Source organism: Jiangella mangrovi, assembly GCF_014204975.1.
Lineage (GTDB): Bacteria > Actinomycetota > Actinomycetes > Jiangellales > Jiangellaceae > Jiangella > Jiangella mangrovi.
In genome coordinates this window covers 5,710,930-5,731,907 of the sequence record NZ_JACHMM010000001.1, presented here as the reverse complement: position 1 = coordinate 5,731,907, position 20,978 = coordinate 5,710,930, and the positions used below count along the sequence as shown (strand labels likewise).

Here is a 20,978-nt window from a genome sequence, read left to right as displayed (position 1 = left end):
CGTGGGAGCCAGAGAGGTCCTGGTGCCCATCTGCGAGTTTCTCCCGATCTTGCCGCTGTTCGCGGTTCTCGGTTGGCTCTCCGCCGTAGGCGGTGTGGGCGGTGGAGTGCTGATGCTTCTAGCACTGACCTGGATGGTCGGGCTGGAGGTGGCGGTGCCCACGTTGGCCTTGGCCCAGCTGTCCAGCAACGGTTGCCGTGTTTGGCTCAACCGCACCGCTGTGCGAGCGCGGCTCGTTGGCTGGCACGCCGTCGGAGCGGTCCCGTTTGCCTTGGCGGGTGGCCTGTTGTTGGCTCACATGCCGCCCGGGCCACTTCAACGCATTTTGGGGGGATGTTTGATTGCCACAATTCTGTGGCGCCGGCTACGGCTCTTCCCTGTACGACCGGGGGAGAGATGGTTTGTCGCCGTTGGTGGGTTCACGGGACTGGCTTCTTCTATGCTCGGAGCCGCCGGGCCGATAGCCGCTCCCTTCTTCCTAGCGTATGGGCTAGTCGGTGAGGCGTACATCGGGACGGAGGCCGCGGCATCGGTTGTTGTGCACCTGAGTAAGGTCGCCGCATACGGGACGGCGGACCTGTTGTCTGTTGAGGTTCTCGTGCTGGCGGCTGGGCTGATGCCGGCCATCCTGGGGGGATCCTGGGTTGGCAAGAAGACCGTTCAGCGGATGAGCAATCGCCTATTCGTGGTCGTAATCGAGATCGGTGTGCTCTTTGCTGGAGTCGGCTTCCTCATCGGACTCTGACGATCTGCCAAGCGGGCCTCGCGGTCAGCGGCGAGTTTCGTCGAGCAACTGATGTGTCGCGCACGGATAGGTGACAGGGGTTCTAAGGCGGCGAGTGCGGTGTTGATGGTCTCGTACTCGATCGAGGTGAGGCGTCCGAGGCGAGTCTGGCGGCGCCGTCGGTGGTAGGTGCGTTCGATCCAGGTGATGTTCGCCAATGCAGCTCGTGGCGGGTGGTCCAGCGGCGGCGGTCCACGAAATTCTTCTGCGGTAGGGCGAAGAACGACTCCATGGCGGCGTTGTCGCCGGCCCTCCGGGAGATCCAGAACGATTCAGTCCCAGGCGGGCTACGGCGGTTGGCTCGACTGCACCGACGGCGGCTCCGACCAACGAGTCTGATTTCGAGCCGCAACGAGGACCCGGTGGCAACACCGGCGGAACGAACTGACAAGGTGCTAGCCGCCCGGGCGGGGTGCGCCGAGCTGGGCGAGCTGGCGCCTGCTGTGTTCCTCCCAGTGGGCCAGCCCGAGCCGGTGGTGGGTTTCCAGCCCGGCGCGTGCGTGTCGGCGGGCGTCGTCTGGGCGGCCGAGCCGCTGGGCGAGGTCGGCGAGGACATGACGGGTGGAACCGAGGCCGGAGCTGCCCATGCCGCCGATGACGAGCAGGTCGGGTGTGCCGAGCAGCGTCAAGTACAGGTGCTTTGGATCGGGTTCGCCGAGGCGAGCGGCGACGAGTCCCCAAACCGGGATTAGGAAGTCGGCGGTCCAGTCCTTGGCGATCCGGCTGCCCCAGCGGCGGACCAGCCGTCGCGCCTGGTTGTCGTCGCCGAGGTCGACGGCGGCGAGGATCGCGAGTGGGCGCAGCGAGGTCAGGTCCGGCCGGGCGGCGGCGGTGGTGAGCTCCTCGGCGATGTCTGCGACCCGGCCCTGGCCGCGTCGGCAGGTGTAGAGCGTGACGAGCCGGTGGAAGTCGAGGCCCCAGGGGGTGGAGCCGTATCTGACGCGGCCGTACCGGGCGAGGAGATCCTCGGCTTCGGCCCAGTGGCCGTCCAGGGTGCGGCGGGCGGTCTCGGCGATGCGGACCATCGCCTCGAGTTCCGGGCGCGAGCCGCGCTGCAGTAGTCGCTCGCACCGCTCGAGGTCGCGATCCCACTCGGCGAGGTCACCGGCGCGGAGGAGGCAGGCCATCCGCAGGACGCGGGCCACGAGCCGGGTGGCACGGGGCAGCCCTGGGATCGAGAGCATCTCATCGGCGGCACGCAGCCGCTCGGTGTTGCGGCCGGGGACCCAGGAGGCGAGCAGGTAGTTGTTCAGCGTGCGTGCGCGCAGCTCGGGATCGCCCAGCCGGCGGGCGAGGTCGACGGCATCGGCGGCGTGCCGCTCTCCCTCGGCGCGGCGGTCGCTGTAGTGCAACTCGACGCCCAACGTGCCCTGCAGTGCTGCTCGGTCGGTGTCGTCGAGGTGGCCGGCGAGTAGCTCCTCCAGGAGCTCCACGATGTCGTCGTCGACCGTGCCGTAAGGCCGCCAGTTCCATACGGCCGGCCCGCCGAACACGCTGATGGCCGGCACCAGGGCCGCGCGGTTGCCTGTGCGCTGTGCCAACGTGATGGCCGAGTCGAGGTCGCGGACTGCGCCGGCGGCGTCGCCGAGATCGCGCCGCGCCTGGCCCAGCTCGGTCAGCAAAGTGCAGCGATCGGCGTCGTCGTCGGGGCCCAGGGCGCCGAGGGCGGTCTCCCAGTGTTGGACGGCCTCGGTAAAGGCCAGCTGCGTGGTGGCCTCACGGGCCGCCCGTGAGGCGTAGTGGACTGCTTTGGCGGCGGCGCCTACTTTGGCCGCAGCGGCGAAGTGGTGGGCCAGCTCGACGGGGTCGACCCCGGGCCGCCATTCGAGGCAGGTGCCGACGGCCAGGTGCGTCCGGGCCCGCTCGAGCCGGCTCATCCCCCAGTACAGGGTGTCGCGGACAAGGGTATGTGCGAACCGGTAGTCGTGGCCGTGTGGCGGCTCGTGCAGCATGCCCGTCGCCACGGCCGGCTCCAGCGCTGCCATCACCTCCGGGGTGGGCCGGTCGGCGACGGCGGCGAGCAGTTCCACGTCGAGGTCTCGGCCGATGACGGACCCGGTGCGCATGAGCTCCCGGGTCTGTCGGGGGAGCCTGGAGATCCGCCGATCGATGACGTCGCGGGCGCCGGCGGGCACGCCCTCCTGCTGTTCACTGTCGCGCAGCCGCAGCAGCTCGCCTAGATAGAACGGGTTCCCTCCGCTGCGCTCGAGCAGCGTTCGGACCAGATCGCGGTCGTCCGGTGCGTGCCGCAGGCGCAGGTAGGCTGCGACCTCGTCGGCGCCGAACGCGCTCAGATCGATGCGGTCGGTGGACGGCTCGCCGGATATCGCGCCGAGGATGTCCCGGAACAGCTCAGGGTGTGAGCCCGGCTCGGGGCGAAAGGTGGCGACGATCAGGACGGGACGGTCCCCGAGGTCACCGGCGACGAAGGCGAGCAGCCGCAGCGAGGAGATGTCGGCCCAGTGCAGGTCGTCCAGCACCAGCAGGACCGGGCGGCCGACGGAGCCCAGGGCGGTGATGACGCGTTCGTGCAACTCGAAGAGCGCCGCATCGGGATCGGGGATGCGCTGCTGTTCTCGCACAGTGAGGACACCGGTGTCGATACCGGCGGCACTTAGTGCCTGGCGCCACGGCCAGTACGTGGGAGCGGCCTCCTCGGCGCAGCGTCCCCAGGCCGTGGTCATGCCGTGGGCGGCGCCGGCCGTTACGGCGGCGCGGGCGAGGCTGGTCTTCCCGACGCCGGCCTCGCCGGAGATCAGCATAACGCCGCCGTGGCCGTCGCGGGCGCGGTCCAGGCGCCGGCGCAGCCGGTCCAGGTCGTCGTCGCGGCCGATCAGCTCGCCGTCCGCGCCCTGGGCCGTGACAACGCGAGCCGGCGGCGGTGCCGTCGGGAGGTCCAGCTCTGAGGCCTGGTCGAAGACCGCCTGCTCGAGTCGTCGCAGCTCCGTCCCCGGCTCGATGCCGAGGTCGTCGGCGAGGTACGCGCGGATCCGGCGCAGTGCCGCTAGCGCGTCGGCCTGCCGTCCGGACCGGTACAGGGCGAGAACGAGCAGGGCCCACAGGCGTTCGCGGTAGCGGTGCTGCTCGACCAGCGTCTCGAGCTCCGCCACGCAGCCGCGTGCGTCGCCCAGGGACAGACGGGCGTCGAAGCGGTCTTCCATGGCGGCGATCCGCAACTCGGAGAGCCGAGTGATCGTGGGCGCGAGGGACCGCAGGGAGGAGAACTCGGCCAGCGGTTCACCGCGCCACAGCGCCAGCGCCGCGTCCAGGACCGTCACCGCCTGCTCATGGTCGCCCCGGCGAAGCGCCTGCCGGCCCTGATCGGCATGGACCGTGAACCGGGACAGGTCGACCCGCTCCGCTGGGACGTCGAGCAGGTAGCCGGGCGGCCGGGTGAGGATGACCCGGGGCGGGGTGCGCGGCCTGCGATCTGGCTCGATCACCCGGCGCAGGTGCGACACGTAGGCCTGCAGCGATCCCGTTGCGCTGGCGGGCGTCTCGCCGGGCCACAGGTCGTCGATCAGCCGGTCCAGTGACACGACCTGTCCGGGCTCCACCGCGAGCAGTGCCAGCACCGCTCGCTGCTTGAGGGCGCCCACATCGAGCAGGCGACCGGACGCGTCCTGCACCTCGAAACGGCCGAACAGCTGGAAGGTCAGTGTCACCCGCACCCTCCTTCGATCGGCAGGACACCCCGGCGCTGCTGCCGGTCTCCGCTCGTATTCCACCTCAAGTCGGCCTCAAGTCGCATCCAAGCAGCGCCCTGCACCGTGGGGTCACACCGAACGACCGACCAAGGAGGACATCATGAACGTTGGCGACGACCTGCGGCGAACGATCCGCGGACGAGTCCTGGCGAGCGGCGACGACGGCTTCGACGCAGCACGCCGGCCCTGGAACCTGGCCGTCGAGCAGCCGGTGCGGGCGGTCGTGGAGGCCGCCGACGCCGACGATGTTGCCGCGACGGTCCGGTTCGCCCGTCGCGCCGGCCTGTCGGTCGCGGCCCAGCCCAGCGGCCACGGCGCAACCGGCGACGTCGACGGCGTCATCCTGTTGCGCACGGGCGCTCTGAACGGTGTGCAGGTGCGGCCCTCGGAACGGCTGGCCTGCGCCGGCGCCGGCGCCTCGTGGGGCGCCGTGCTCACCGGCGCGAGCCCGCACGGCCTGACCGGGCTGGCAGGGAGTACACCGGCCACCACCGTGGCGGGGTTCTCGCTCGGCGGCGGGCTGAGCTGGTTCGGCCGCCGGTTCGGGTTCGCTGCGAACAGCGTCCGCTCCTTCGACATCGTGGACTCTGATGGCGAGCGTGCCACCGTGACGGCCGACTCCGACGCAGACCTGTTCTGGGCGCTGCGCGGTGGAGGCGGCGACTACGCGCTGGTGACCGCGATCGAGTTCGGGCTGCACCCGGCGCCGGAGCTGTACGGCGGGCGCATGATGTGGCCGGCCGAGCGGGCCAGAGAGGTGCTCGCCGCCTACCGGCAGATCGCCGCCGACGCGCCGGACGAGCTCACGGTCTGGTTCGACCTGCTCGAGTTCCCCGACCTGCCGTTCCTGCCCGACCTGCTGCGTGGCCGCTCACTCGTCGCGGTGGACAGCACCTACCTCGGACCGGCGGCCGAGGCCGAGGAGCTGCTCCGCCCGCTGGACAAGATCGGCGGCACCGACCTGGACAACCGCCGCAGCATGCCGGTGGCCGACCTGGGGTCGATCTGCGCCGAGCCCACCGACCCCTCGCCAGGCACCTCCCGCGCCGAACTGCTGCTCGAACTCGACGACACGGTGGCGGCGACCCTGCTGGACCGGCCCATCACGCCGCTGCTCAGCGTCCAACTGCGCCGCCTCGGCGGCGCGCTGGCCCGACCCGCGAGCGACGGCGGCGCGTGCGGCCAGCTCGCCGAGCCCTACCTGCTGTACACGTTTGGTGTCCCCGCGACACCGCAGATCGCTGCCGAGGTCCGGCGTCGTCAGACCGAGATCGCCGAGGCCCTCCTGCCGTACACGAGCGGTCGCAAGCCCTTCACGTTCCTCGCCGGCGGCGACCGCGCCGGGGCAGCCTTCCCGACGGACGACCTCGGACGGCTGCGCGCGATCAAGCAGGCGCGGGACCCGCACGGCGTGTTCCGCAGCAACTTCCCGGTCGCCGCGTGAGCGCCGGCCGTCCCCGCCCCGACCCCCGAGAGGACCGTACCGTCATGTCGCTGCACACCCTGCGACCTCACCCGGCCACGCCCGCCACCCGCGGGCGCGTGCTGGCCCTGGCCCTGCTGGCACTCGCCCAGTTCATCATGGCGTTGGACTACAACATCGTGTACGTCGCGCTCCCGCAGATCGGCGACCATCTCGGGTTCTCCGCACAGACCCTGCAATGGGTGGCCAGCGCGTACACAGTCGTGTTCGGCGGCTTCCTGCTCTTCGGCGGCCGGCTGTCCGACCTGCTCGGCCGGCGCCGGATGTTCGTTGCGGGACTCCTGCTCTACGGCGTGTCGTCACTGGTCGGAGGACTGGCGAGCACGCCGGGAATTCTGGTCGCCGCACGCGCGGTACAGGGCCTCGGCGGCGCGGTGCTGTTCCCGGCCACGTTCTCCCTGGTCACGACCATGTTCGCCGAGGGTCCGGAACGCAATCGGGCCATGTCAGTCTGGGCCGGTGCCGGTGCCGCCGGTATGGTGTCCGGCTCGCTCCTCGGCGGTTTGCTGACCGACGCCTTCGGCTGGCCGGCGGTGTTCGTCGTGAACGTGCCGCTCGCCGTCGTCGCTGCCGCCGCAGCGGTCCGGCTGCTCCCGACCGATGCCAGGTTTATCCGAGGGCGCCGATTCGACCTGCCCGGAGCGCTGACAGCGACCGCGGGAATCACGTCGGTCGTCTCCGGGCTCGTGCAAGGCCCCGAAACCGGGTGGAACTCGCCGATCGTCATGACAAGCCTGGTCGCCGGAACGGCGCTCCTCATACTCTTCGCGGCGATCGAGTACCGCAGTGCCGACCCCCTCATGCCGATCCGGCTGCTCACGAGCAGGAACCTCGGCACCGGGGTGGCCACGACCTTCCTGTTCGCGGCGACCTTCGCCACGCTGCTGTATTTCCTGACCATCTATTTCCAGGGCGTGCTCGGGTTCAGCGCGCTGAGCACCGGCGCCGCCTTCATCATCCCGACGACCGGCGTGCTGATCGGTTCCGCGGTCGGCGGGCGGCTGGCGACTGCGATCGGCACCCGCAGGACGCTGTTCGTCGGGCTTCCGCTCGGCGCCGCCGGGACCATCCTGCTCGGCCTGCTCATGTCGCCCGGCCGGTCGCTCGTCGCGCTCGCCCCAGCGCTGGTCTTGCTCGGGATCGGCCAGGGCATCACCTACACCACGATGTATGCCGCGGCGTCCACCGGCGTGGCGATACACCAGCACGGTGTCGCGGCCGGCATGGCCTCCACCGGGCAGCAGGTCGGCAGCGCCGTCGGCCTGGCGCTGCTGGTGGCACTGGCGAACTCCACCGGCAACGGCCTCCGCCCCGCCATGTTCGCCGCCGCCGGCGGCATCGCTCTCATGGTGATCGTCGCGGCCAACTTCCGTTTCACGAACTCGCCGGATCGGGTTTAACGCGCTCGCGGTCAAACGCGCCGTCACGACCCGGCCCCCAACCGAGCATCCCCCGAGAGGGTCCGGCGACGGAGCCAAGGATCACCGAGTGCGGGTCCCGCTGGCGAACCGGATGCCCTGCAATGCCAAGAGCACTGATCTCATCCGACGACCGAGGTGATCGCGCCAGCGATGGCCCCCGACGGACCGGGCGGACGGACCGCGGCAGCGCCTGCCAAAGCACCCGCCAACCCCCAGCGCCTCCTCCTCCGCTGAACGCGGTCGCCAGCGTCTCAATAGCGTCGCCATCGGGCGGCCCGCACCATGTCGGAACCTCGTCGCCTGGGGATGCTCCTGATCGCAGAGGAACCGATATAATTCTAGGTAAGTCCTCATCATGTGCACGACATTGATATCACCCTTGAATAGTCGATCGCGCGTGTTCGGTACCCGTCGTGTAATGGACGCCCATCCCAATAGCCTCGACCAGCCCAATCTCGTCTAGCCAAGTTCTACGGACCACTCGATGACGGTCGGCTCGTGCATGACGAGGAACGCCACGGCGCGACGCCGCTGTGACGATCGTCAGGTGCGCGCCACTGCGCCCTGCCGCCTATCCGTCGATGTCGGCGAGGATGCGCTCCTTGACCGAATCTGGGGCGAACGAGGCTCGCACGCCTGCGCGGGCCAGCTCGGCCAGCTCGGTCTCGCCGTAGCCGGTGACAGCTGCGACATGCTCGTACTCGGTGTTCAGATCGGTATCGAACATCCCTGGGTCGTCGGTGGCTACCACCACGCGGATCCCTTCCGCAAGCAGTATGCCGACCGGATGCGTAGCGAGCTCGCCAACGACGTTGGTGCGCAGATTCGAGGTCACGCACACCTCCAACGGCACGCCTGTGCGCGCGAGACGGGTCAGCAGGGCCTGGTCGTCGACGGCGCGGATCCCGTGCCCGATCCGGTCGGCATGTAGGTCGTCCAGCGCGGACCAGACGCTTTCGGGTCCGCTGGACTCCCCGGCATGGATGACCGCCCGGTAGCCGAGGTCTCGTGCCTGGTCCACATGCCAGGCGAACTGCGCGCGCGGAACGTCTCGTTCGATGCCGGCCAGCCCGATGGCGACCGTTCCCATAGGAGCGTGGTCCTGCAGGAATGCCACGGTGGCGTCGGCTGCGTCGAGACCGAACTCGCCCGGGATGTCGATGATCCAGCCCAGCTGGACACCGTGGTCACGGCTGGCGATCTCAGCGCCGAGCTCTAGGGCGTCCCTCAGCGCCGAGCCGTCGATGCCGGCCCGCAGATGCGTAGTCGCCGTGACCGTCAGCTCCATCCAGCGCACATTCGACACCGCGGCGTCGCGGGCGGCGCCGACCACGAGGGCAGTGACATCCTCGGGCTCTCGCACCAGCCGATCGACGGTGTAGTAGACCTCGACGAAATGGGCGAAGTCGGTGAACGTGTAGAACTGCGCCAGCGCGGCCGGATCCGTCGGCACCCCAGCATCGGGTCGGCGCCGTGCCAATTCAAGGACAGTCGAGGCCGAGGCCGATCCCACCAGGTGTACGTGTAGGTCGGTCTTGGGCAGCGCGGCGATAAACGAGGATATGGACAAAGCAGGGCTCCAGGGTGATGTCGGTCGACTAAGGAAAGATCACTCACGTGAGTGAAGGGGAGACAGCGGATCACCGACATGGAGCAAGGTCGCCGCGGTCGCGGTCGTGCCCATACAAGGGCAGCTTGAACAGCGCGGGCGACATGAACACATCCTACTCAGACGCAATTGGCGTCGGCCTGGGCGTGATGAGAAGCCGCTATTCCCGCCACTGTGGCCGGATCCTTCCCGCAGAGGCGGCACGCGGAACGGCGTCGCGGAACGGTCGCGACGCCGACACGGCGCCTGAGGAGTCACGCGGGTAGTTGTCGAAGGCAACTTGGGGGCGTCGCTCTTCCGATGCCGCGGCTGACGGTGGGCGTCGAACAACGTGTTGGCCAGATACGCCTGCCCAAACTCACCAGCGGTGACCGGGTCGGCGAGCCAACGGTAGTAGGGCTGGCGGGCGAGTTTCAGGACCCGGCAGGTCACCGCGACCGGCAACCGGACACCGGCGTCGGCAGCGGCAAGGTCACGGACCAGCGGGTAGATCATTTTCCCGGCAGATGTGCCTGGGCGAAATAGGCGGCGGCGCGGCGCAGGACCTCGTTCTCCTGCTCCAGCAGCCGGTTGCGGCGCCTCAGCTCGCGCAGCTCGAGCGACTCCGACGCGGTCGTCCCGGGCCGGTGGCCGTCCTCGACATCGGCGGCATGCAACCAGTTGCGCAGGCAGGATTCGCTGATCCCGAAGTCCTTCGCGATCTGCGCGATCGGGGCCGCGCCACGACGGGCCACGGCCACGACGTCGTCGCGGAACTCCTTCGGATGGGGTCTGGGCACGTTCGACATCCTCTCAGCGGTGCCCTCCGGCACCACAGATCAGGTGTCACCCATCCGTGCAGCAGACCCCGTTGACGTTCTGCCGGGTCTGCGCGTGGACCAGCAGTTGCTCACCGCGTCGGAGCAGCGTGACCGCGAGCGAAGCACAATCTGCCGGCCGTCCCGATGGCGCCCGGTCCGCTCCCACAGGGCGGCGTCCGCCAAATGTGCGCGGCTGGGGCCACCCCTTGGATAGGAGATGCCTCCGCGTTCGCAGGCATCAGAGCGGAAGGACACCCAGACATGGTGGATCTCAACCCGAGCATCCAGGTCGAACCGACGTGGACGACACAGGAGGTGTCCGCGTACCTGCGGGTGCCGGTCGCGACGCTCTATCAGTGGCGATGGAAGAAGTACGGGCCGCCCGCTGCTCGCGTCGGCCGTAACCTCCGCTACCTACGTGCCGACGTCGAGGCATGGCTTGCCGCACAGATGGAGGCTGCCTGATGGGCCGCGCACCGCTGCCGATCGGCACATGGGGCAAGATCCGCACCTACGTCGACAAGGTCGACGACAAGGGCAAGCCCATCCGCCACCGTGCCGTCACGCAGTTCCGCGACTTCAACGGCCGCACACGGCAGGTCGAAGCGCACGGGAAGACCGCCACCGCAGCTGCGAACGCGCTCCGGGAGAAGCTGCAACGCCGTGTGTCGACCGGCAAGGCGGGGGAGTTGACCGGCATGCATCGGTTCTCGGCTGCTGCTGATCTATGGATGGCCCGGTTCAAGGGGATGGTCGAGGATGGTCGGCGGTCCGCGGGCTCGCTCGACACGTACGAGCGACAGATGCGACATGTGCTGCCAGCGCTCGGAGAGGTCCGGCTCGGTGAGGTCAAGACACCTCTTGTCGACAAGGTCATTGCGGCCATCAAGACCGACGCGGGGGCACCCACCGCCAAGACATGTCGGAGCATCATCTCTAGCGTCATGGGCCTGGTGGTCAGGCACGGCGTCATCGACATCAACCCGGTGCGGGAGGTCGACCGCATCGAGGCACCGCCGAAGAAGCCGCCCCGAGCCTTGACCGAGGCAGAGCAGGTCACGTGGTTGTCCGCGCTCCGCGCAGACCCTCAGGCAGTCCGCAAGGACCTCCCGGACCTCACGCTGTTCATGCTGGGCACCGGTGTCCGCATCGGTGAGTCTCTGGCCGTCCTGTGGGAGCAGATCGACCTTCAGAGCGAAGAGGTCGCCATCACACACACCGTCATCCGCGTCCGGGGTCAAGGGCTGATCCGCAAGACCACCAAGAGCGCGGCCGGCGTCCGGACCCTCGCATTGCCTCCGACGCTCGTGTTCATGCTCCGCCGCCGCTTCGTGCCGGGCACACAGCTCGAACGCCCGGTGTTCCCCGACAGCATCAGGGGCCTGCGTGACCCGTCGAACGTGCGCCGCGACATCCGCCACGCGCGGGGCGAAGACGCGTTGGCCTGGCTCACATCGCACGCATTCCGCAAGACCACGGCGACGGTGCTCGACGCCGCCGGCCACTCGGCACGGCAGGTCGCGGACCAGCTCGGCCAGGCTCGCGTCTCGATCACTCAGGACCACTACCTGGCCCGCCGCGTGCGGAACCCACACGCCGCCGAAGTCATCGACCAGGCGCTACGGCACACCCTCGACTCGATGAGCGAGGGAGGCGAAAACCATGGGTAAACCATGGCCTGTGAGGTGGGTACAGCTCGGCCAAGGTCTTGACCTGCTGGGGAGTGCGCCATCAGGGACTCGAACCCCGAACCCGCTGATTAAGAGTCAGCTGCTCTGCCAATTGAGCTAATGGCGCAACGACGGTGAAGATTACCACCCCCGCTCGGGAAGCTGAAATCGTGAACCGATGCGGGCCCGCCGTGCGTCTCCACCTGATGTGACGGCAGGAGAGGGCTCCGACGACGAGCTGCTGCGCCGGGTCGGGCGGGGCGACCGGGCGGCGTTCGACACGTACTACGAGCGCAACGCCGCCTGGCTGGCCGTCCGCATCCGGCGGCGGTGCGGCGGCGACGCCGAGCTGACCGCCGACGTGCTGCAGGAGACGTTCATCGCGGTGTGGCGGGCGGCCGGGTCGTACGCCGGGAACGGGCAGTCGGGCGGGTGGTTGTGGGCCATCGCGACCCGGCGGCTCATCGACGCGCACCGGCGGCGGGTGGTGCGGGGCGTCAACGTCGGCGAACCGGACGACGAGCGGGCCATCGCGCCCGCTCCGTCCGCCGAGGACGAGGCACTGGCCAGCACGTACGGCGCGGAGTTGGCGACGGCGCTCGACCGGCTCTCGCCGGAGTTGCGCGCCGTTCTGCAGGCCACCGTGCTCGACGGGTTCACCGTCCGCGAGACGGCGATCCTGCTCGACGTGCCCGAGGGAACCGTGAAGTCGCGCGCCGTGCGGGCGCGCCGTCAGCTGAGGGAGGCGCTCTCATGAGTTGGCACGTCCCCGAGACGACACTGCGGGCCTACGCCGACGGCGTCATCGGCGACGCCGACGCGTGGTCGGTCGAGGCGCACCTGGTCGGCTGCGAGCGCTGCCGGCACGCCGTCGGCGCCGTCGCGACAGCACAGACGCGCACGATCGTCCGCGCCGCCGCGCCCGCCGACCTGCCGCCGCAGGGCCGGGTCCGGCGGGCCACCCGGCTGCGGGCCGCGATCATGCTGACGGCGTCCGGCCCGGCCGCGCGGACGGCGTGGATCGTCGCCGTCGGCGTCGTGCTCACGCTGGCCGTGGCCATGGACACGACGTGGCAGGAGCGCGGGTTCGCGTGGCTGACACTGGTCGCGCCGTTGCTGCCGGTCGCGGGGGTCGCGACGGCGTACGGATCGGGCCTGGACGAGCCGGGCGAGATCATAGCGTCGACGCCGTCGGGCGGGCTGCGGCTGCTGCTCTGGCGCACGCTCGCCGTCCTTGCGGTGTCCTTGCCTGCGGCGCTGGTCGCGGGCATCTGGGCCGGGTCGCCCGCCGTCTGGCTGCTGCCGGCGCTGGGGCTGACGGCGGTCACGCTCGCGGTCGGGACGGTGACGGGGCTCGCGCCGGCCGCCGTCGTCGTCGGGCTCGGGTGGGCCGCCGTCGTCGCGGGACCGTCGGTCGGCGAGCACGCGTCCGGCCCGCTGCTCGAGCCGGACACCGTCGCCGTCTGGATCCCGCTGACGGCGCTGGCGGCCGTCGCCGTCGTCCTCAACCAGCACCGCCGCGTCCACGTCCGTCGTCCGCACCGAGAGGCCTGATGACCATGACCGCCACCCACGTGGACGTCCGCGACCTCGTCGTGCGGTACCGGGGGCGCACGGCGCTGGACGGGCTCGACCTGCAGCTGGGCGCGGGCGTGCACGGCCTGCTCGGGCCGAACGGCGCGGGCAAGACGACGCTGATGCGGGTGCTCGCGACGGTGGTGCGCCCGGCGTCGGGCAGCGCGACGGTGCTCGACGGCGACGTCACGGCCGATGCGCGGCTGCGCCAGGTCCGCCGCCGGCTCGGTTACCTGCCGCAGCAGTTCGGCTACTACCCGCGCTTCACCGTCCGCGAGTTCGTCGAGTACTTCGCCTGGCTCAAGGAGGTCCCGCGCGAGCGGATCCCGGCGGCGGTCGACCGCGCCATCGAGCGGGTGGGCCTGCTCGACCGCGCCGACGACCGGCTCAAGCGGCTCTCCGGCGGCATGCTGCGGCGCGCCGGCATCGCGCAGGCGATCGTCAACGACCCCGACCTGCTGCTCCTCGACGAGCCGACCGCCGGCCTCGACCCGGAGCAGCGGGTCGACTTCCGCGAACTGCTCCGGGCCATCGGGGTCGACGCGTGCGTGCTGGTCAGTACGCATCTGGTCGAGGACGTCGCGGCCGCGTGCGCGCACGTGACGCTGCTCAACGAGGGGAGGGCGGTGTTCCGCGGGACGCCCGCCGAGCTCGCGGCACGGGGGACCGGCGGCGACGGCGACAGCCCCATCGAGCGCGGCTACACCGCCGTCCTGCGCGCGGCCCGGGCCGCCTGATGCGGCGCGTCCTGCGGGCGGAGACGTTCCGGGGCGTCGCCGCGCCGGCCGCCCTGGTGATCGGCGCCGCCACGCTGGCGATGGTGTTCAGCGAGGTCGGGACCTGGGCCGGGCGGTGGTCCGCACTGGCGGCGTACCTGCGGGTCGTGATGATCGTGCTGATCCCGCTGACGCTGGCGGCCGGTGCCTGGCAGGGCGGACGGGATCACCGCCGGCGCACGGCAGAGCTGCTCACCAGCACGTCGCGGCCGCTCTGGCAGCGGACCACCGCGGCGTGGGGCTCGGTCACGGCCGGCGTCGTCGCGGGCTTCCTGCTGGCCACCGCGGTCTGCGCGCTGCTGGTCGGCCGGGTCGCGACGTACTCCAGCGGCGGCTGGTGGTGGCTCGTCGTCGTCGGTGTGATCGCGCTGGGCGCGGCCGCCGCCGTCGGCCTGGCCGCGGGGATGTTGCTGCCGTGGCGGCTGACGGCGCCGGTCGTGGGGCTGGCCGGCTACTTCGGCCTGGGCATCCTGACCTACGTCGACGACGGCCGGCTCTGGCTCAGCCCGGCCGTCAACGCCGTCATGGACGGGTCCTACCTGCCGTTCGGCGACCACCTCCTGCAGGCTGCCTGGTTCGCGCTGCTCGCCGTGGCGGCGTTGACCCTCGTCGGCAGCCGGCGGCGCTGGCCCGCCGCGGGAGCCGCGGCTCTAGCCGTCGCCGCCGGGGTCGTCATCGCGACCGGACCGACCGACGACCGCTGGCAGCCCGACCCCGTCGCCCGCGAGCTCGTCTGTGTGGATGGCGACCCGGAGATCTGCACCACGCGCGAGACCGAGTTCCTGCTCGGCGACTTCGCCGTGGCCGCCCGCGAGACGCTCACCCGGCTCGACGGCATCGGCAACCTGCCGGGCCGCGTCGAGGCCGTCATCAGCTACGACGACCTCGACGACGGCCGCGTGCACACGTCGGTCGAGCAGTACATCTCCTGGGCGGGGACGCTGCGGCGCAGCGGCGCCTACGGCGGCGCACTCGAGACCGACCTCGTCCGCAACGTGCTGCCCAGCGGGTTCTGCGCCGACGCCGACGGCGCGGAGCTCGTCGGCGAACTGCACGACGTCGCCCTGCTGTGGGCCGGCGTCGATCCCCGTGCCGATCAGCAGACGGTGGCGACGGGAACCGGCGGCATGGTCGTCGAATCCACCGTCGACGGGCCGCACGACCGGCCGCTCGACGCCACGCTCCACGACCGGCTGACCGCGTGGCCGCGCGCTGAGCAGGTCGCGTGGATGGAGTGCTACATCACCGCGGGACGGGACTGTGACCTGACGGCACTCGCGGTGCTGCGCGCCGAGCTGGCGAAGGGCGCCGCGCGGTGAGCCCGGTCACGGGCGACGGGGACGCCTCATCGGGACAGGGCGCTGTGGCAGGGTAGAACGCATGGCCAACCCGCCCGAACGCCGTGAGTACGACATCGACATCCCGGCCGAGGTGGAGCCCGGCACCTACGCCGACTTCGCCTCCATCTGGCACACCGCCGACTCCTTCGTCCTCGACTTCGCCGTCCTGAAGCGCCCGCCGAAACCGACCGTCAACGAGGACGGGAGCCGCGTGCTGAAGGTGCCGACGCGCGTCGTGACGAGGGTGCGGGTGCCACCGAGCCAGGTCTTCGAGATCATGAAGGGCTTGGAGAAGCAGCTGTCCATGTGGGAGCGCAGCCACGGCGTCAAGCGCAAGTCGCCCGAGGACACCTGACCCCGTGGGGAACATCCTGCGCATCGTCATCGGCCTGGCCGGGCTGACGGCGGCCGCGTGGTCCGCGTCGCGCTCGCTGCGGCTGCGCCGCCGCGGACTGGAGGCTGACGCCGTCGTCACCCGGTCGGAGCAGCACCAGCGGAACATCGGCCAGGGCGAGCGAAGCAGCCGCTGGGTGTCGACGGTCGAGTACCTGGACGACGACGCGGTGACACGGACGTCGACGCTGCCCGGGCGGTTCACCGTCGGCGAGACCGTTCCGATCCGGTACCTGCCGGACGGCTCCGAGCGGGTCGCGCGGGCCGGCAAGGCCACGTTCGCCGAGGCATTCGCGATCCTCGGCGCCACGGCCGGCGGCATCGCGCTCACCGTCCTGATCTAGACGCGGACCCGCCCCCGCGGGCGTGACCCAGCGGGGGCGGATGGTCCGGCGGGGGCGGTCAGCGCTTGAAGGCGTCCTTCACCTTCTCGCCTGCCTGCTTGAGGTCGGACTTCGACTGCTTGCCCTTGCCCTCGGCCTGCTTGCCCTCGTCGTCCGTCAGCTTGCCGAGCGCCTCCTTGGCTTCACCGGCGGCCTTCTCAGCAGCGTTCTTCACTTTGTCGTCTGCGCCCATCGTGATCCCCTCCGTCGATCGGGTCTCTCGGCCCGTACCCAGGGAGGCGACGGCTACACCGACGGGCAGGTGTCGGTGGCCTCGACGCGGGCGATGACGCGGTCGGCGATGGCGGCCAGGGACTTGACGTCGTCGCTGGTGACGGCGTCGAAGAAGTAGCGGCGGACGGCGTCGACGTGCGACGGGGCGGCGGCCTCGATGGCGGCCCGGCCCTGGTCGGTCAGGACGATGAACGCGCCGCGGCCGTCCGAGGCGCACTCCTCGCGCCCGACGAGCCCGCGCTTCTCCATGCGGCTGAGGTGGTGCGACAGCCGGCTCTTCTCCCAGCGCATGACGCGGGCGAGCTCGGACACCCGGATGCGGGCGTCGTCGGCGTCGGTGAGGTGCACGAGGACCTCGAAGTCCGGCATCGACAGCATCGAGTCGGACTGCAGCTGCCGCGCGAGGGCGGCGTTCAGCACGGTGTTCATCCGGAGGTAGGCCCGCCACGCGCTCTGCTCGTGGTCGTCGAGCCACCGGGTCTCTTCCATGCCCAGCAGTCTACCGGAATAGTTGACACGTCACCAAAGTTGAGTAGTCTGTGACGCGTCAACTAATGATAGTTGACCCACAGACCCCGGCAAGGAGCAGGAGAACATGACCACGACGACCGATCTGAACCAGCTGACCGGCGACTACACGCTGGACGTGGCGCACTCGCGGCTCGGTTTCGTCGCCCGGCACGCCATGGTGACCAAGGTGCGCGGCGCCTTCAACGAGTTCGAGGGCACGGCCCGCATCGACGGCAGCGACCCGAGCCAGTCGACGGTGAACATCGTCATCAAGACGGCCAGCGTCGACACCCGCAACGCGCAGCGCGACGGACACCTGCGCACCAACGACTTCTTCGAGATCGAGACCTACCCCGAGATCGTCTTCGCCTCCACGGCGATCGGCCAGAAGGACGAGGTCACGTTCCAGGTCACCGGTGACCTGCGCATCAAGGACGTCACCCGTCCCGTCACCTTCGACCTCGAGTTCACCGGCGCCGCGACCGACCCGTTCGGCAACCAGCGCGTCGGCTTCGACGGCTCGCTCCAGATCAACCGCAAGGACTGGAACGTGACGTGGAACGCTCCGCTCGAGGCCGGCGGCGTCCTCGTCAGCGAGAAGGTCACGCTCGAGTTCGAGATCTCGGCCATCAAGCAGGCCTGACGCACCTCACTCAGCGGTTCCTCCGACGCCGCGCCCGGATCCGTCCGGGCGCGGCGTCGTCTTTTTGGGGGGTGGCGGGCGTTGACATGGAACGGTGTGCCGTATTGCATGATCGGCACCCCCGACCTCGACCGCCGGCTCTCGCGCCGCGATCCGGCCTGGAGGAACCATGAGATCCGTTCCGATCGTGCTGGCCGGCGTCGTCGCGCTCGGCCTGCTCGCAACTCCGGCGAGTGGTGAGCCGGCGCCGTCGTCCCCCAGTTGGTCGCCCGGCACGCCCGACGTCGTCATCGCACAGGCCGCGCCGGGCAAGAAGCTGCACTTCCCGAACGCCGAGCGACTGGCCGATGGGTCGGTCGTCGCGGTCGCGCGCGAGGGCGCCGGGCACACCGGTCAGGACGGCCGCCTGCTCATCATGACCAGCGACGACGGCGGCAGCTCCTGGTCCGCGCCGGAGGTCGTCTTCGACAGCCCGTACGACGACCGCGACCCGATGATCACGCAGCTCGCGTCCGGGCGGCTGCTGCTCAGCTGGTTCCAGAACGACTACTCCGTCACGCCGGCCGAGCCGATGGGCACCTTCGTGGCGCACAGCGACGACGGCGGCACGACGTGGTCCGCGCCGGTCGCCGTGCAGTCCATGCTCAGCGGCGAGTCCGACATCGTCGACACCTACGAGCTGGGCTGGAACGCCAGCCACGGCCAGGTCAAGGAGCTGCCCGGCGGCGACCTGATCATCCCTCTGTACGGCACCGTCCCCGACGACAAGTGGCAGAAGGCGACCGTCGTCCGCAGCACCGACGGCGGTGAGACCTGGTCCGCGTCGACGGAGTCGCTGGTCGCGTCGGCGAGCGGCACGCACTACCAGGAGCCCGTTCTGACGGTGCTACCCGGCGGCGTCGTGCACGCGCTGCTGCGCATCGGCACCTCGGCGTCGACGATGGGCGCGGTGCACTCGCAGGAGTCGTGGTCGCGCGACGGTGGCCGGACGTGGTCGGCGCCCGCGGAGATCGACCTCGTGACGTCGTCGGCGCACACGGAGGTCCTGCGCGACGGCTCGGTGTTCCTCGCCTACGGCGACCTGTCCGGGCACTTCACCGACAAGCGCGGGACGGTGGGCGCGGTGATCCGGTCGCCGCTGTCGCCGTGGACCGGAGCGCCGCGCGAGCTGGTGTGGGACTCCGGCACCGGCGACCAGGCCAACCCCGCGGCCGTCGAGGTCCGGCCCGGCCGCGTGCTGGTGATCGGCTTCGACTCGGCGACCAGCAGGCTGGTGGGCACCTTCGTGCCGGTGTCGGAGGTACGCCCGGACCGGCCCGATCCCCGTCGCGTCGACCTTGCGGCTCTGGTGTCCGCTGGTGCGGCCAGCGTGTCGACCGACATGACGCACGTCCAGGCGGGCCGGCCGGGTGTGGGTGTGCTGGGCGCCATCGACGGAGTGGTGGGGTACTGGGACGCCTCGTGGGCGCCGCATGCCGCGCCGGCCTCGTACACGGTGGAGTTCGACCGGCCGCAGCGACTGTCCTCGGTCGGGGTGGCGCTGAAGCCCGGCTACGCGTCGGCGGCCGTGGTGTCGGTGCGGTCCGCCGTGGACGGAGCGTGGCGGGACGTGGGGACGCTGGAGTCCGCCGTTCGCTGGGGTGACGACCTGACCTGGTTCCGGTCGGCCGGTGTGGTGGACGCCGTCCGGGTCTCGATCACCTCGTCGAACGGCTGGGCGGTCCTCGCCGAGCTCGGCGTCCGCGCCCCGGCGGCGGCCGGCTGACCGTCCCGCGGTCCGGCGGTCCGCCGGTCCGCCGGTCTCATGATCATCAAGGATCGACCCCGTCATGGTGTGGTCGATCCTTGATGATCATGATCGGCGGGTGATGAGAACGCGAGAACGGCCCCGTCGGATCGACGGGGCCGTTCTTCGTGTGGGGTGAGTGACGGGACTTGAACCCGCGACTTCCTGGACCACAACCAGGTGCTCTACCAGCTGAGCTACACCCACCATGCGCGCCCGGAAGGGGCGCGGCTGAACAAGTATACGGTGCCGGACGGAGTGGTCGAGAACGGGTTACGTCGGGGCGCCGTCGGACGCCTGATCGGCGCGGGCACCCTCGGCGCGGGCCTCGTTCATGACGGAGACCGCGGCGGCGCGGGAGCTGGTGCTGTCGGGCCCCGGCATGGGGACGAAGACCGTGCGCCGGTAGTACCGCAGCTCGTCGATGGAGTCCTTGATGTCGCCGAGCGCGCGGTGGTTGCCGGTCTTGGCGGGGCTGGCGAAGTAGACCCGCGGATACCAGCGGCGCACGAGCTCCTTGATCGACGACACGTCGATGTTGCGGTAGTGCAGCCAGCTCTCGACCTCGGGCAGGTCGCGCGCGAGGAACAGCCGGTCCATGTGGACGGTGTTGCCCGCGAGCTGCGCCTTCGACGGCTCCGGCACGTGCTCCTTGATATAGGCCATGACCAGCGCGTTCGCCTCGTCCATGGTGACGCCACCGGGGAGCTCCTCGAGCAGGCCGCTGGCGGTGTGCATGGTGCGGACGACGTCGTTCATGTTCTCGAGCGCGGCGTCGGGAGGGCGGATGACCACGTCGACCCCGTCGCCGAGGACGGTGAGCTCGGCGTCCGTCACGAGTACCGCCACCTCGATGAGCGCGTCGCGCTGCAGGTCGAGGCCGGTCATCTCGCAGTCGATCCACACCATTCGATCATTCGTCACGCCCACAACCCTATGGGAACGCCCTACGTGCGCCGGCGTCGTCGGTCCTCGGGTCGCGGTCGTGTTGGATCGTCGGCGGGCCGGTCCGGCCGCGATCGCGCCGCCACGACGGCCAGCAGCACGATCAGCAGGGCGGCACCGGCGACGACGGCGGCAGCCTGCCAGTAGGGCCGGTCGTTCACGATCAGGACGGCGACGGCGACGGCGGTCGCGAGCGTCCCGTACAGCGCGAGCTCGCCGATCGACGGGATCTCGATCGGCCCGGACCGGCGCGGCACGGGGCCCGACGGCGTCACCTGCGGCCGCGCGGGTGGTCCCGTGTGGTCAGGGGCCGACAGCGGCAGCGTCGGCTGGCGGGCGGCGCGGCGGGGGCGGGGCGGTGAGTCGGGGAACGCCGACCAGGTCGCCGTCGCCTCCCTGTCGCGGGTCGAGGGTTCGTTGCTCGCCGGCTCGGGCAGGCCGCGACGGGCCGCCCGGCGACCGGCGGCGAGACGCTGGGCCGCACGAGCTCCGGCGGCGGCGCGCTCCGCGCTCGGATCCACGGCCGGGGCCGGCTGACTGAGGGTCTGACCGGGGGCCGGCTGACTGAGGGTCTGACCGGGGGCCGGCTGACTGGGGGCCGGCTGACTGGGGGCCGGCGGACCGGGGGCCGGTCGAGCGGGGGAGGGCTGCACGGGGGAGGGCTGCACGGGGGCGGGACCCCTCGCCGCTCGCCGGCCGGCGGCGAGGCGCTGCGCCGCGCGAGCGCCGGCCGCGGCCCGCTCGGCGGCAGGGCCACCCGGGGCCCGGCCGCCGGCGCGGTCGTCGGCAGGAAGGAGCGGGTCGGCCGCCGCTTCCGGCAGGTCGTCGCCGCCCTCGCCGGGGTCGGGCCGGCCTGCCGCCCGCCGGCCTGCCTGACGGCGCTTCGACACCGGAACTCCTCGCAGCGTGGAACGGACGA

At 70.9% G+C, this 20,978-nt stretch carries 20 protein-coding genes, 2 tRNA genes and 1 pseudogene; 13 read left to right on the top strand and 10 right to left on the bottom strand.

Features of this window, described 5'->3' with window-relative positions; genetic code table 11:
• Positions 1–22 precede the first annotated feature (22 nt).
• Positions 23–745 (top strand): TSUP family transporter, encoded by a 723-nt coding sequence (locus HD601_RS26605; protein ID WP_221441330.1) that lies wholly within the window; start codon positions 23–25, stop codon positions 743–745.
• 86 nt (positions 746–831) lie between these two features.
• Here the strand turns inward: HD601_RS26605 and HD601_RS26600 are convergent.
• Positions 832–1,028, bottom strand: a pseudogene (locus HD601_RS26600) (IS3 family transposase); the annotation flags it as partial.
• Between the two features lie 151 nt (positions 1,029–1,179).
• Complete coding sequence (locus HD601_RS26595; RefSeq protein WP_184827069.1) at positions 1,180–4,449, bottom strand: BTAD domain-containing putative transcriptional regulator; 3,270 nt, start codon at positions 4,447–4,449, stop codon at positions 1,180–1,182.
• 142 nt (positions 4,450–4,591) lie between these two features.
• Here HD601_RS26595 and HD601_RS26590 point away from each other — a divergent pair, with 142 nt between their 5' ends.
• Entirely contained in the window at positions 4,592–5,935 is a 1,344-nt protein-coding gene (locus tag HD601_RS26590; protein WP_184827067.1) for an FAD-binding oxidoreductase, read from the top strand.
• A 44-nt stretch (positions 5,936–5,979) separates the two neighbouring features.
• A complete protein-coding gene (locus tag HD601_RS26585) occupies positions 5,980–7,374 on the top strand; it encodes an MFS transporter (RefSeq protein WP_184827065.1) in 1,395 nt (464 codons plus the stop codon).
• Between the two features lie 592 nt (positions 7,375–7,966).
• Here HD601_RS26585 and add read toward each other — a convergent pair.
• Together add and HD601_RS33200 are read right to left on the bottom strand one after the other, a co-directional pair.
• Entirely contained in the window at positions 7,967–8,965 is a 999-nt protein-coding gene (gene add / locus HD601_RS26580) for an adenosine deaminase (protein ID WP_221441329.1), read from the bottom strand.
• A 530-nt stretch (positions 8,966–9,495) separates the two neighbouring features.
• Positions 9,496–9,792, bottom strand: a complete 297-nt coding sequence (locus HD601_RS33200) for a transposase (RefSeq protein WP_221441328.1) — start codon at positions 9,790–9,792, stop codon at positions 9,496–9,498.
• Positions 9,793–10,065: 273 nt separating this feature from the next.
• Here HD601_RS33200 and HD601_RS26570 point away from each other — a divergent pair, with 273 nt between their 5' ends.
• Together HD601_RS26570 and HD601_RS26565 are read left to right on the top strand one after the other, a co-directional pair.
• Complete coding sequence (locus tag HD601_RS26570) at positions 10,066–10,269, top strand: helix-turn-helix domain-containing protein (RefSeq protein ID WP_184827063.1); 204 nt, start codon at positions 10,066–10,068, stop codon at positions 10,267–10,269.
• Positions 10,269–11,474, top strand: a complete 1,206-nt coding sequence (locus HD601_RS26565) for a site-specific integrase (protein WP_184827061.1) — start codon at positions 10,269–10,271, stop codon at positions 11,472–11,474. The genes HD601_RS26570 and HD601_RS26565 overlap by 1 nt, the downstream gene beginning before the upstream one ends.
• 54 nt (positions 11,475–11,528) lie before the next feature.
• Here the strand turns inward: HD601_RS26565 and HD601_RS26560 are convergent.
• Positions 11,529–11,601: transfer RNA gene (locus HD601_RS26560), tRNA-Lys, on the bottom strand.
• A 51-nt stretch (positions 11,602–11,652) separates the two neighbouring features.
• On the opposite strand from HD601_RS26560, the gene HD601_RS26555 reads away from it, so the two are divergent.
• The 6 genes from HD601_RS26555 to HD601_RS26530 all read left to right on the top strand — a co-directional run bounded on the left by HD601_RS26555 (position 11,653) and on the right by HD601_RS26530 (position 15,902).
• A complete protein-coding gene (locus HD601_RS26555; protein WP_184827059.1) occupies positions 11,653–12,231 on the top strand; it encodes an RNA polymerase sigma factor in 579 nt (192 codons plus the stop codon).
• The gene (locus HD601_RS26550; RefSeq protein ID WP_184827057.1) at positions 12,228–13,028 is read left to right on the top strand and encodes a zf-HC2 domain-containing protein; all 801 of its coding nucleotides are present in this window, start codon (positions 12,228–12,230) and stop codon (positions 13,026–13,028) included. The genes HD601_RS26555 and HD601_RS26550 overlap by 4 nt, the downstream gene beginning before the upstream one ends.
• Positions 13,028–13,786, top strand: coding sequence for an ABC transporter ATP-binding protein (locus tag HD601_RS26545; protein ID WP_221441326.1), 759 nt, complete (start codon positions 13,028–13,030; stop codon positions 13,784–13,786). The genes HD601_RS26550 and HD601_RS26545 overlap by 1 nt, the downstream gene beginning before the upstream one ends.
• Positions 13,786–15,144: a hypothetical protein gene (locus tag HD601_RS26540; RefSeq protein WP_184827055.1), complete on the top strand. Its 1,359-nt coding sequence runs from the start codon at positions 13,786–13,788 to the stop codon at positions 15,142–15,144. The genes HD601_RS26545 and HD601_RS26540 overlap by 1 nt, the downstream gene beginning before the upstream one ends.
• A 61-nt stretch (positions 15,145–15,205) precedes the next feature.
• A complete protein-coding gene (locus HD601_RS26535; protein WP_184827054.1) occupies positions 15,206–15,520 on the top strand; it encodes a DUF3467 domain-containing protein in 315 nt (104 codons plus the stop codon).
• A 4-nt stretch (positions 15,521–15,524) separates the two neighbouring features.
• Positions 15,525–15,902: a DUF3592 domain-containing protein gene (locus HD601_RS26530; protein ID WP_184827052.1), complete on the top strand. Its 378-nt coding sequence runs from the start codon at positions 15,525–15,527 to the stop codon at positions 15,900–15,902.
• Between the two features lie 58 nt (positions 15,903–15,960).
• Here the strand turns inward: HD601_RS26530 and HD601_RS26525 are convergent, their stop codons facing one another.
• Positions 15,961–16,134 carry a CsbD family protein gene (locus tag HD601_RS26525; RefSeq protein ID WP_131988226.1) on the bottom strand — a complete coding sequence of 58 codons (174 nt, stop codon included), beginning with the start codon at positions 16,132–16,134 and terminating at the stop codon, positions 15,961–15,963.
• Positions 16,135–16,187: 53 nt separating this feature from the next.
• Positions 16,188–16,664, bottom strand: a complete 477-nt coding sequence (locus tag HD601_RS26520) for a MarR family winged helix-turn-helix transcriptional regulator (protein ID WP_184827050.1) — start codon at positions 16,662–16,664, stop codon at positions 16,188–16,190.
• Between the two features lie 106 nt (positions 16,665–16,770).
• Here HD601_RS26520 and HD601_RS26515 point away from each other — a divergent pair, with 106 nt between their 5' ends.
• Complete coding sequence (locus HD601_RS26515) at positions 16,771–17,328, top strand: YceI family protein (protein WP_184827048.1); 558 nt, start codon at positions 16,771–16,773, stop codon at positions 17,326–17,328.
• A 169-nt stretch (positions 17,329–17,497) separates the two neighbouring features.
• Positions 17,498–19,093, top strand: coding sequence for an exo-alpha-sialidase (locus HD601_RS26510; protein ID WP_184827046.1), 1,596 nt, complete (start codon positions 17,498–17,500; stop codon positions 19,091–19,093).
• 152 nt (positions 19,094–19,245) lie between these two features.
• Here HD601_RS26510 and HD601_RS26505 read toward each other — a convergent pair.
• From HD601_RS26505 to HD601_RS35105, 3 genes are all read right to left on the bottom strand, one after another.
• A tRNA-His gene (locus HD601_RS26505) sits at positions 19,246–19,321 on the bottom strand.
• A 66-nt stretch (positions 19,322–19,387) separates the two neighbouring features.
• Positions 19,388–20,023 carry an oligoribonuclease gene (gene orn, locus HD601_RS26500; RefSeq protein ID WP_184830195.1) on the bottom strand — a complete coding sequence of 212 codons (636 nt, stop codon included), beginning with the start codon at positions 20,021–20,023 and terminating at the stop codon, positions 19,388–19,390.
• Between the two features lie 38 nt (positions 20,024–20,061).
• Positions 20,062–20,949, bottom strand: a complete 888-nt coding sequence (locus HD601_RS35105; RefSeq protein ID WP_184827044.1) for a hypothetical protein — start codon at positions 20,947–20,949, stop codon at positions 20,062–20,064.
• Positions 20,950–20,978: the final 29 nt, after the last annotated feature.

What these genes read in the sequence shown, in the direction of transcription:
- HD601_RS26570 (WP_184827063.1), top strand. Translation starts at nt 10,066, where the DNA reads ATGGTGGATCTCAACCCGAGCATCCAGGTCGAACCGACGTGGACGACA.
- HD601_RS26555 (WP_184827059.1), top strand. Translation starts at nt 11,653, where the DNA reads ATGCGGGCCCGCCGTGCGTCTCCACCTGATGTGACGGCAGGAGAGGGC.
- HD601_RS26510 (WP_184827046.1), top strand. Translation starts at nt 17,498, where the DNA reads ATGAGATCCGTTCCGATCGTGCTGGCCGGCGTCGTCGCGCTCGGCCTG.
- HD601_RS26545 (WP_221441326.1), top strand. Translation starts at nt 13,028, where the DNA reads ATGACCATGACCGCCACCCACGTGGACGTCCGCGACCTCGTCGTGCGG.
- HD601_RS26520 (WP_184827050.1), bottom strand. Translation starts at nt 16,664, where the DNA reads ATGGAAGAGACCCGGTGGCTCGACGACCACGAGCAGAGCGCGTGGCGG.
- HD601_RS26515 (WP_184827048.1), top strand. Translation starts at nt 16,771, where the DNA reads ATGACCACGACGACCGATCTGAACCAGCTGACCGGCGACTACACGCTG.
- HD601_RS26590 (WP_184827067.1), top strand. Translation starts at nt 4,592, where the DNA reads ATGAACGTTGGCGACGACCTGCGGCGAACGATCCGCGGACGAGTCCTG.
- HD601_RS26540 (WP_184827055.1), top strand. Translation starts at nt 13,786, where the DNA reads ATGCGGCGCGTCCTGCGGGCGGAGACGTTCCGGGGCGTCGCCGCGCCG.
- HD601_RS26585 (WP_184827065.1), top strand. Translation starts at nt 5,980, where the DNA reads ATGTCGCTGCACACCCTGCGACCTCACCCGGCCACGCCCGCCACCCGC.
- HD601_RS33200 (WP_221441328.1), bottom strand. Translation starts at nt 9,792, where the DNA reads ATGTCGAACGTGCCCAGACCCCATCCGAAGGAGTTCCGCGACGACGTC.
- HD601_RS26550 (WP_184827057.1), top strand. Translation starts at nt 12,228, where the DNA reads ATGAGTTGGCACGTCCCCGAGACGACACTGCGGGCCTACGCCGACGGC.
- HD601_RS26565 (WP_184827061.1), top strand. Translation starts at nt 10,269, where the DNA reads ATGGGCCGCGCACCGCTGCCGATCGGCACATGGGGCAAGATCCGCACC.
- HD601_RS26525 (WP_131988226.1), bottom strand. Translation starts at nt 16,134, where the DNA reads ATGGGCGCAGACGACAAAGTGAAGAACGCTGCTGAGAAGGCCGCCGGT.
- orn (WP_184830195.1), bottom strand. Translation starts at nt 20,023, where the DNA reads ATGGTGTGGATCGACTGCGAGATGACCGGCCTCGACCTGCAGCGCGAC.
- HD601_RS26535 (WP_184827054.1), top strand. Translation starts at nt 15,206, where the DNA reads ATGGCCAACCCGCCCGAACGCCGTGAGTACGACATCGACATCCCGGCC.